The following is a 10,145-nucleotide window of genomic DNA, read 5'->3' on the forward strand; positions in this document are numbered from 1 at the left end:
CAAGTTGAACGCCTCAGTCCGGAGCACCCCTCCTGCTGGGGCGTTCTGCGTTGTGCCCTCCCTAAATCCTGTCTCTGATATACCCCATTACCCAGAAAATTCACCCTTTATGCGGAATGCGTTAAAGCAAATGTGGATAAATTCTCAATAAATACTCGAGTGTCCACATATTGCAAATGTCAGTATCTCAGGTATTAGCAGAACGAACTTTCCTCCTCTTTAATTATGGGGCTTGTACAAAACAATATTCCGCCATGCGGAATTGCTTGTCAGCAACACAAAAATAATGAAAGTCGGAGGTTTACCTTGAACAAGAACAAACTGACACTCGCGATGACAGCCGTCACTTTAAGTGGCCTGATGCTGGTTGGTTGCGGCGGTAGCAGTAGCAATGACTCGGGCGATGACGTCGCACAGGTCTCCCGAGAGCATGATGAGAGAGAATTTGTTCTCCCGGCGGACCTTTCCTTCGATGCTCTACCTGGTGCCACTGCCTACTACGGTGACTATGACGGTATTCAGGGCCCTGCAGTCTATACCGCCGAATTTCCGGCAGAATGGAATGGTGGCGTTATCATGTACACCCATGGTTATGCCGGCGAGGGTGAGACCGTGCCGCGAACGGTTCCCAACGCAGCATTCCGGGCAACCGCACTGGCTGCCGGCTATGCCTGGGCCGCGTCTTCCTACTCTGCCAACTTCTACGATGTAAGAGCCGGTATTGAAGACACCAACAAGCTCGCTCTGGAGCTGATGGATTACATTGCTGCAGACTGGAGTGCCGAGCCCGGGGAAATCACTGAACGGCTGATTTCCGGTGTCTCTATGGGTGGCCATATCGCCGCAGCGGCTGTGGACCGGGAAAATATTGAACAAGCGCAGTACCGGGTGGAATATTCCGGTGCCATGCCGCTGTGCCAGGCCGAGCAATTCCAGTTCCAGTGGCTTGGCGATTACAACCGTGTAGCCCAGCAGCTTGCCGGTTTTGGCAGTATTCCCTATGAGTACTTCGAAACGCTCACGCCTTCCATTGTGGCTTCACTGTTTGAGCTGAACGAATCCGGGGCTTCAACCTGGATACCCGCCAACGAGAATGGCGAGCGCCTTCTTGATATTGCCACCATCCTGACCGGTGGTGAGCGTCCGATCTTCCGCGAATACGGGTTCCGTAATCCTGTGTGGCAGGGTGCGGTGCTTGGCACCGGTGGCCGTGATGGCACCATCAATGGCATTCTTGCCAAAGAGGCCTACGACAACACGGACGTAACGTATCGCTGGACCACGGGTGATACGCCTACGGCAGACGAGATTGCGTTTAACGAAGCCATTTCCAGGGTGGAGGCTGATCCTGATGCCAACCCCCTGAGAAACGACGGAGTTCGCTGGCTTCCGGAAGTCAAAGGTGATTTCTCGGTACCGGTTCTGACCATGCATACGCTGGGCGATTTCTACGTGCCTTTCCGTGGACAGCAGCTGTATCGTGAAGGTGCGATTGCGAACGGGAATGAAGACATGCTGGTGCAGCGTGCGATCAGAGCACCCAGCCATTGTGATTTCTCTGGCGATGAAATCACAGCGGCTCTTACCGATTTCCTTGTGTGGGTTGAGACTGGGACCAAGCCTGCCGGGGACGATGTACTTGACGCAGCGGTTGTAGCCGACGCCGATTACGGCTGTCAGTTTACAGGGCCTGAGCGTCCAGCTCTGCCGGCCTGTAGCGCGCCAGAGTAATAAAAAAGTCCGTCCAGTAGTGAAAAGGCAGGGCTGCGGCCCTGCCTTTTTTTACCACATCAAATCATCCGGGATCTCATACCCCGCATAAGGATCGTCTTCATCCTTTTCGGTCTGCTGATTGCGTTCATGCAGCACCACCACCGCAGCGGCATCCCGTTCCATGATTTTGGTGGCCACTGCTTCCGGCACCACCTCGTAAGCCTCATTGACAAACACAATCGCCAGACGGCCACGGGATAGCTGATCCGCCATGGTGTTGTCTACCAGGATCTTCTTGATTTTCTTGTCGTGGACAAACTGATAATCGGTGTCGCAACGGCTGCGGTTCAGGCGATTGGTTTCCACCAACTGACGGATCTGGGCGCCAATGGCCTTGCGCTGGGCGTCGGCATTGCGCTGCTGGTTCAGCTGGCGATCCCGTTCGGCCTTTTCTTCCCGCGCCTGTTGTACGCGCAGTTTGGTCTCATCCGGCTGCACGGTGCCCTTGGGCTGCTGCTTGCGTTGTTTCTTTTTCTCTTTCTGCATGGCCCGGAGTTTTTTTTCATCGGCCAGGCCGGCCTTGAGCAATTGATCCTGAAGTGATGCCATAATAGAGGTCGCTTTAATCCTGTCTTTCAGTTCTGAATTTCATGTGTAATTGTTGTAGTATACGGGCTTAATTGCCAAGTGGTTACCGGCGCCCGCCGCAAACCCCCAGATACCCCTCCGGATTCTTTTCATGTCGTCATTTTCCTTGCCCGGCCTTTCCAAAGCCATGACCGATAACCTCGCCACTCTGGGGTTTACTGAACCAACACCCATTCAGCGGGAAGCCTTGCCACTGGTGTTATCGGGCAAGGACGTGATCGGCATGGCCAAAACCGGTTCCGGGAAAACAGCGGCCTTCGGGATCGGGATGATCGAGAAGCTCAATGTGCGCCGTTTTGTGGTGCAGTCTCTCGTTCTTTGTCCCACCCGTGAGCTGGCCGACCAGGTGGCACGGGCGATCCGTGAGCTGGCCCGTGCCCATCCGAATGTAAAAGTACTGACGTTGTGCGGAGGTGTGCCCCTGGGGCCGCAGATCGGCTCGCTGGAGCATGGTGCCCATATCATCGTCGGTACCCCGGGTCGTATTCAGGACCACCTCGACAAGCAGACGCTGTCGCTGCGGGGTGTCAACATGCTGGTTCTGGATGAAGCGGACCGGATGCTGGATATGGGCTTCCGTGATGCTATCGAGGCCATCATCAGCCACTGCCCGAAAGACCGTCAGACCCTGATGTTTTCGGCAACCTGGCCGGACAGCATTCGTGAGCTCAGCGGGCGTTTCCAGAGTAATCCGGCAGAAGTGACCGTGGCTGAGTCCGCCCAGGAAACCGCCGCCATTGAAGAGCAGTTCTACGAGGTTCCCCGGGGTGCGGAACTGGACGCGCTGGTAGGCCTGCTGTCCCGGGAGCAGCCGGCCAGTTGTATTGTATTTTGCGGCACCCGCAAGGACTGTGACGAAGTTGCCAGCGGTCTTGGCCAGCGCGGCTTCAGTGCCTTGCCACTGCACGGCGATCTGGATCAGAAGGATCGGGATCAGGTGTTGATTCGTTTCTCGAACCGGAGCTGTTCATTGCTGGTGGCGACCGATGTGGCGGCGAGAGGCCTTGATATCGAAGACCTGCCTCTGGTGGTCAATCTGGAGCCGGCCCGGACCCCGGAAACCCACACCCACCGAATCGGCCGGACCGGCCGTGCCGGGGCCAGGGGACTGGCGGTCACATTCTTTACACCGGCCAAGGCGCACAAGATCGTTCAGCTTGAGCAGGCCCGGGGTGAACCGCTGAAAACTCAGTCTGCCCAGGCGTTGATCGACCAGCCGGAACAGCCCTTCTATCCGCCGATGGTCACTATCTGTATTGCGGGTGGGCGCAAGGATAAGGTCCGTCCCGGAGATATTCTCGGAGCACTGACCGGTGAGGGCGGGCTGGCCGGGGACCAGATCGGGCGAATCAATATTCAGGAATTTCAGAGTTTTGTCGCCGTCGATTCCGCTGTATCAAAACAGGCGTTTCAGTGTCTGGAACACGGTAAAATCAAGGGACGCCGATTCAGGGTCAGAAGGGTCTGAGCTGTTGGCGCAAGGAACATCAGTGGTAGGTGGTTTTGCCCATTGATTCTTGCCCGTGCCAGAAAATTTGCGGTGTCAGAGGCATCCGTTTGGTTGCTCACCTATGAATAAAACGGTAAATTACGCAGGATTTTGCCCTCCGAATACCGAAGCGCCACTAAGTTGGACGAACGGATTCGGGGAAAATCGCCCAACTAATACAGGTAGCGGATTGTATGAGTGAGCTAATGTCTCAAGCCGTTGAGCTGATGATCGCAGGTATGGGTTTTGTGTTTGCGTTCCTGGTTATTCTTGTGTTCGCAACCATTGCCATGTCAAAGGTCGTTACCCGGTTTGCGCCAGAGCCGGTGACCCCGGCGAAAACGCCACGTGCCAAGCCAAAAAAGGCGCCGGCGTCGGTTGACCCCGACACTGCCGAGGCCATCAAAAAGGCGATTGCACAATTCCGGTCACGCCACAAGAAGTGACCAGGCTGACGAATTAGAACCTTTAAACAGAAGGCTGACACGATGACTGATTCAAAGAAACCGCTGGGGATTACGGACGTTATCCTGCGTGACGCCCACCAGTCCCTGCTCGCCACCCGAATGCGGCTGGACGACATGCTGCCCATTGCCGAGAAACTCGACAAAGTCGGTTTCTGGTCTCTGGAATCCTGGGGTGGGGCAACATTTGATGCCTGCATCCGTTACCTGGGCGAAGATCCCTGGGATCGTATTCGCCAGCTGAAAAAGGCCATGCCCAACACCCCTCAGCAAATGTTGCTGCGTGGTCAGAATCTTTTGGGCTACCGCCATTATGCGGATGATGTTGTCGAGCGGTTTTGTGATCGTGCCGCAGCAAACGGCGTAGACGTGTTCCGGATTTTTGATGCGATGAACGATCCGCGCAATCTGGAAACCGCCATCAAGGCCGTACTGAAAACAGGCAAGCATGCCCAGGGTACCATCGCCTATACCACCAGCCCGGTCCACACCATCGATATGTGGGTCGACATGGCTAAAGAAGTGGAGTCCATGGGCGCGGAATCCATTGCCATCAAGGACATGGCTGGCCTGCTCAAGCCCTATGTGGCTTTTGAGCTGGTGACGCGGCTGAAGAAAGAACTCAGTGTCCCCATCCACATGCAGTGTCACGCCACCACCGGTATGTCGACAGCCACTGCACTGAAGGCCGCCGAAGCCGGCATTGATAACGTGGACACGGCCATTTCTTCCATGTCCATGACCTATGGCCACAGCCCCACAGAGGCGGTGGTTGCCATTCTTGAAGGCACCGACCGTGATACCGGCCTCGACCTGAACCTGCTCGAAGAAATTGCGGGGTACTTCCGTGAAGTGCGCAAGAAGTACGCGAAGTTTGAAGGCAGCCTCAAGGGTGTCGACTCCCGCATCCTGATTGCCCAGGTGCCTGGCGGTATGCTGACCAATATGGAAAGCCAGCTCCGTGAGCAGAACGCCGGCGACAAGTTCGACCAGGTACTGGCCGAAATTCCCAAGGTTCGCGAGGATCTGGGCTTTATTCCGCTGGTGACCCCGACCTCCCAGATTGTCGGCACCCAGGCGGTACTGAACGTACTGACCGGCGAGCGTTACAAGTCCATTTCCAAGGAAACCTCTGCCATTCTGAAAGGCGAGTACGGTTCAGCGCCGGCGCCGTTTAACAAGGAATTGCAGGAGCGGGTTCTGGATGGCAAAGAAGCCATCACCTGCCGCCCGGCTGACAACATCGAGCCGGAAATGGACAAGCTTACCGACGAGCTGAAAAAGCTGGCGGAAGAAAAAGGCATCAAGCTGGCAGAGCAGGAAGTCGATGATGTTCTGACCTACGCCCTGTTTCCGCAGATTGGCCTGAAATTCCTGGAAAACCGCGACAATCCTGAGGCGTTCGAGCCGGTTCCCTCCGCGGAAGACGTGGCGGCGCCGGGCAAGAAGGCGACAGGACCGGAGACCTACACCGTTGAAGTGAACGGTAAAGAGTACGTTGTTGCTGTGGCCGAAGGTGGTGAGATCAGCCAGATTGAAAGCAAGGGCGCTGCTGCTGGAGCGGCTCAGCCCGCATCTGCTGCACCTGCTGCCGGTGATGGCGAGCCTGTGCTGGCGCCGCTGAGTGGCAACATCTGGAGAATCGATGTATCCCCGGGTGACCAGGTCGAAGAAGGCGATGTGCTGATCATTCTGGAAGCCATGAAAATGGAAACAGAAGTTCGTGCAAACAAGGCCGGCACCGTCGGTGAAATTTTCATCAAGGTCGGTGACACTGTCGCCGTTGATGATGAAATGCTGACAATCGCATAAGGGCCGGTATTCCATGGAAAAACTACTAACGCTCTGGACAGGCAGTGGCCTGTTCAATATCGAAATCGGTCAGGTGATAATGCTTTTCATCTGCCTGGGACTGCTGTTTCTGGCCATCCGCAAAGGGTTTGAGCCGCTATTGCTGGTGCCGATTGGTTTCGGCGGCTTGCTGGCCAATATACCGGAGGCAGGGCTTGCCTTGTCTGCGGCGCAGAATGCGATTCACTTTGCAAGACCGGACGTGCTGGCGGCGCTCGCTGGCACTCTGGACGTGAGTTATCAGGCTGGTCAGGTGGTAACGCCGGAGGTGGTAGATGCATTCAGGGCTGCTTACAAGGAAGCCAGCGCGGTAACTGTCCATATGACGAACCTGGTCGCCCAGGATCAGGGCTATTCCAACGGTATGTTGTATAATTTTTATACCGTGGTTATCGGTAGTACGGTGGGGCCCCTGCTGATCTTTATCGGTGTCGGTGCCATGACGGATTTCGGACCGCTGCTGGCGAACCCGAAAACCCTGCTGCTGGGTGCAGCGGCTCAGTTCGGTATCTTTGGTACTGTTCTGGGCGCCGCCTTGCTGGACTGGGCCGGTATTCTGGATTTCACCATCCTGGAAGCCGCTGCGATCGGTATCATCGGTGGCGCGGATGGTCCTACCTCGATCTATGTATCAAGCGTTCTGGCACCGCATCTGTTGGGTGCGATCGCGGTATCGGCCTACGCCTACATGGCGCTGGTGCCGATGATTCAGCCCCCGATCATGAAAGCGCTGACCAGTCAGAAAGAGCGTGCGATCAAGATGTCCCAACTGCGGCCAGTGGGTAAGCGCGAGAAGATCGTGTTTCCCATCGTGGTATTGGTTCTGGTGGCCTTGTTCCTGCCGGATGCTGCGCCTCTGCTGGGTGCATTCTGCTTCGGTAACCTGATGCGCGAGTGTGGTGTGGTTGAGCGTCTGAGCGACACAGCACAGAACGCGATGATCAACATTGTCACCATCTTCCTGGGCTTGTCCGTAGGCTCCAAGCTGATGGCGGAGAGCTTCCTTGATGCTCAGACCCTGGGTATTCTTGTGCTGGGTATCGTAGCGTTTGCGGTGGGTACAGCGTGCGGTGTGTTGATGGCGAAATTGATGAATGCCTTCGTCAAAGAACCCATCAACCCGCTGATCGGGTCCGCGGGTGTATCTGCGGTGCCGATGGCAGCCAGGGTCTCCAACAAGGTTGGCCTGGAAGCGAATCCGCAGAACTTCCTGCTGATGCACGCCATGGGCCCGAACGTCGCGGGTGTTATCGGCTCTGCCGTTGCCGCCGGCGTGATGATCAAGCTTCTGACCTGATCATCTCTGGGTAATCAAAAACCCCGGTCAGCGTTAGCTGGCCGGGGTTTTTGCGTTTGGCGATGGCGTTGATGAGCGATTGTTTTCAATGAAAATCCCGTGAGCTGACCGGAAGGGTGTGAATCAGATGGCTGAGGTCAGTCAATTTGCCGGCCATCAGATGAATGATGTCACCTTCGCGCTCAATCACGCCTTTGACATGCAGCAGGCGGGCGGTGATCAGCGGCTTGCGCTGGCGGCGGGCGGTGGCCAGCCAGACCACCACATTGATGTTGCCGGTCTCGTCTTCCAGGGTCACAAAGGTAACACCAGAGGCTGAGCCGGGCCGTTGGCGCCCGGTGACCAGACCCGCCACCTGCACCGGCTGTCCCGGCCTGACGCCAAGAAGCTGCTCGGCATTCAGGCAGTTGGCGAGGTGGCCCTGTTCCCGCAGCAATGCCAGGGGGTGGCGGCCCAGCGACAGGCCCTGGGTTGCGTAGTCCGCCAATACGTCCTGGCCTTCGCCGGGGGCTGCTAACTGGATTTCTGTCAGGTCGACTGGCGCTGTCGGGTCCTGGTAGCTCTGGCGGACTGCTTCTGTGACCCACAGGGGAGTGGTTTCCGGTTGCTCCAGTAGCTGCCAGTAAGTCTGGTGGCGATGACCGCTGATGGTCGCAAAGGCGCCGGCGCCGGCCAGCAGTTCCAGCTCTTTCTGGCCCAGCCCGGTCCGTTGGCGCAGGTCGGTTGCAGAGTGAAACCCCTGTGCTGGCCGCTGCTCCAGTAATCGTTCTGCGCTTTTGCGAGCAAGCCCGCGGATTTGTCGAAGGCCCAGGCGCAGGGGCTTCTGGCTGCCTGCCAGCGTGTGATGCCAGTCGCTATGATTAACGTCCACCGGTAGCACGGTAACGCCATGGCGGCGGGCGTCCTGTACCAGTTGGGAGGCGCTGTAGAATCCCATGGGCTGACTGTTCAGCAGGGCGCAATAGAACGCCGGCGGGAAATGTCGTTTGATCCAGGCCGAGGTGTACACCAGCAGGGCAAAGCTGGCGGCATGGGATTCCGGAAAACCGTAACCCCCGAAACCGCAAATCTGCTGGTACAGCCGTTCCGCAAACTCGGCATCGTGGCCGTTGTCCAGCATGCCATTGACCAGCTTGTCCCGGAAAGAGGTGAGGTCCCCGTGGGATTTCCAGGCCGCCATGGCCCGACGCAACCTGTCCGCTTCGCCGGCGGAAAAGTTGGCGGCCACCATGGCCAGCTTTATGGCCTGCTCCTGGAAGATGGGAACGCCCAGGGTGCGCTCCAGGACCCCCTGAATCTCCGGGCTCGGATAGCTCACCGGTTCCAGGCCAGCCTTGCGCTTCAGGTAGGGGTGGACCATGTCGCCCTGGATCGGCCCCGGGCGCACAATGGCAACCTGGATGACCAGGTCATAATAGGTTTCGGGTTTCAGCCGTGGCAGCATATTGATCTGGGCGCGGGATTCCACCTGGAACACGCCAATGCTGTCGCCCTGGCGGAGCATCTGGTAGGTTTCCGGATCTTCTTCGGGGATATCCTGCAGGGTGAAAGGCTGGCCTTTTTCATCACTGATCAGATCCAGCGCCTTGCGGATCGCGGTCAGCATGCCCAGTGCCAGAATGTCCACTTTCATCAGTCCCAGGCTTTCCAGGTCCTCTTTGTCCCACTGAATCACCGTACGGTCTGCCATGGCGGCGTTTTCAGTGGGTACCAGTTCGCTTAGCGGGCCGGCACTGATGACAAAGCCACCCACATGCTGGGACAGGTGGCGGGGAAAACCCAGCAGGCTGTTTACCAGGGTAAAAAACTGGTTGGCCACCGCCGGGTTCCGGGTCAGGCCCTTGTCCAGAATCTGCTGTCGCCAGTCGGTTTCCCGGTCGCGCCAGTCGATGCCACTCAGCAATTGTTCCACCAGTGCGGGGTCAAACCCCAGGGCTTTGCCGACATCACGGATGGCACTGCGGGGGCGGTAACGAATGACGGTGGCGGCCAGGGCCGCACGTTCCCGGCCGTAGCGCTGATAGATGTACTGGATGACCTCTTCCCGTCGCTCGTGTTCAAAGTCCACGTCAATGTCCGGCGGCTCGTCACGTTCTCTGGAGATAAAGCGCTCGAATAACAGCTGTACCCGGGCCGGATTGACCTCGGTAATGCCAAGGCAATAGCACACTGCCGAGTTGGCCGCTGAACCCCGGCCCTGGCAGAGAATGCTGCGGCTACGGGCAAACCGGACAATGTCGTGAATGGTCAGGAAATAGTACTCGTAGTGCAGCTCACGGATCAGGGTCAGTTCTTTCTCTATCAGGGCCTGAACCGCTGAGGGCGTACCTTGCGGGAAACGCCGCTGTTCACCTTCCCGGGTCAGTTGTGCCAGCCAGTCGACAGGACTGAGGCCTTCCGGCACCAGATCGTCGGGGTATTCGTAGCGCAGTTCCCCCGGGGTGAAGGTGCAGTGTTGTGCAATAACCAGAGTCTGCTCCAGCCAGGCCCTCGGATACAGTCGTTGCAACACTTCCGGTGGCCGCAGGTAGCGTTCAGCGTTCTGGAATAACCGCAGGCCGGCCTGGTCAACGCTGGAGTGGTGGCGCAGGGCGGTCAGCACATCCTGCAGGGGCTGGCGCTCCCGATGATGCATATGCACCTGTCCGGTGGCCACCACTGGAAGCCCGAGCCGGTCGGCAAG

The 10,145-nt window shown here is 57.5% G+C and carries 7 protein-coding genes; 5 read left to right on the plus strand and 2 right to left on the minus strand.

The window, feature by feature from the left end:
- Positions 1–306: 306 nt before the first annotated feature.
- Positions 307–1,731, plus strand: a complete 1,425-nt coding sequence (locus tag AAC035_RS13430) for an alpha/beta hydrolase (RefSeq protein WP_339805002.1) — start codon at positions 307–309, stop codon at positions 1,729–1,731.
- Positions 1,732–1,782: 51 nt separating this feature from the next.
- Here the strand turns inward: AAC035_RS13430 and AAC035_RS13435 are convergent, their stop codons facing one another.
- On the minus strand, positions 1,783–2,322 hold the full coding sequence (locus AAC035_RS13435; protein WP_339805003.1) for a DUF2058 domain-containing protein: 540 nt from the start codon (positions 2,320–2,322) through the stop codon (positions 1,783–1,785).
- Between the two features lie 130 nt (positions 2,323–2,452).
- Here AAC035_RS13435 and dbpA point away from each other — a divergent pair, with 130 nt between their 5' ends.
- The 4 genes from dbpA (at position 2,453) to AAC035_RS13455 (ending at position 7,462) form a co-directional block, all read left to right on the plus strand.
- Positions 2,453–3,829 (plus strand): ATP-dependent RNA helicase DbpA, encoded by a 1,377-nt coding sequence (gene dbpA, locus AAC035_RS13440; RefSeq protein ID WP_339805004.1) that lies wholly within the window; start codon positions 2,453–2,455, stop codon positions 3,827–3,829.
- Between the two features lie 215 nt (positions 3,830–4,044).
- Positions 4,045–4,296, plus strand: coding sequence for an OadG family transporter subunit (locus AAC035_RS13445; protein ID WP_339805006.1), 252 nt, complete (start codon positions 4,045–4,047; stop codon positions 4,294–4,296).
- A 42-nt stretch (positions 4,297–4,338) separates the two neighbouring features.
- The gene (gene oadA, locus AAC035_RS13450; RefSeq protein WP_339805008.1) at positions 4,339–6,126 is read left to right on the plus strand and encodes a sodium-extruding oxaloacetate decarboxylase subunit alpha; all 1,788 of its coding nucleotides are present in this window, start codon (positions 4,339–4,341) and stop codon (positions 6,124–6,126) included.
- 13 nt (positions 6,127–6,139) lie between these two features.
- A complete protein-coding gene (locus AAC035_RS13455) occupies positions 6,140–7,462 on the plus strand; it encodes a sodium ion-translocating decarboxylase subunit beta (RefSeq protein WP_339805010.1) in 1,323 nt (440 codons plus the stop codon).
- A gap of 85 nt (positions 7,463–7,547) precedes the next feature.
- Here AAC035_RS13455 and AAC035_RS13460 read toward each other — a convergent pair.
- The coding region (locus tag AAC035_RS13460; RefSeq protein WP_339805012.1) for an error-prone DNA polymerase at positions 7,548–10,145 on the minus strand (2,598 nt) is incomplete at its 5' end.

Source organism: uncultured Marinobacter sp. (assembly GCF_963974375.1).
Lineage (GTDB): Bacteria > Pseudomonadota > Gammaproteobacteria > Pseudomonadales > Oleiphilaceae > Marinobacter.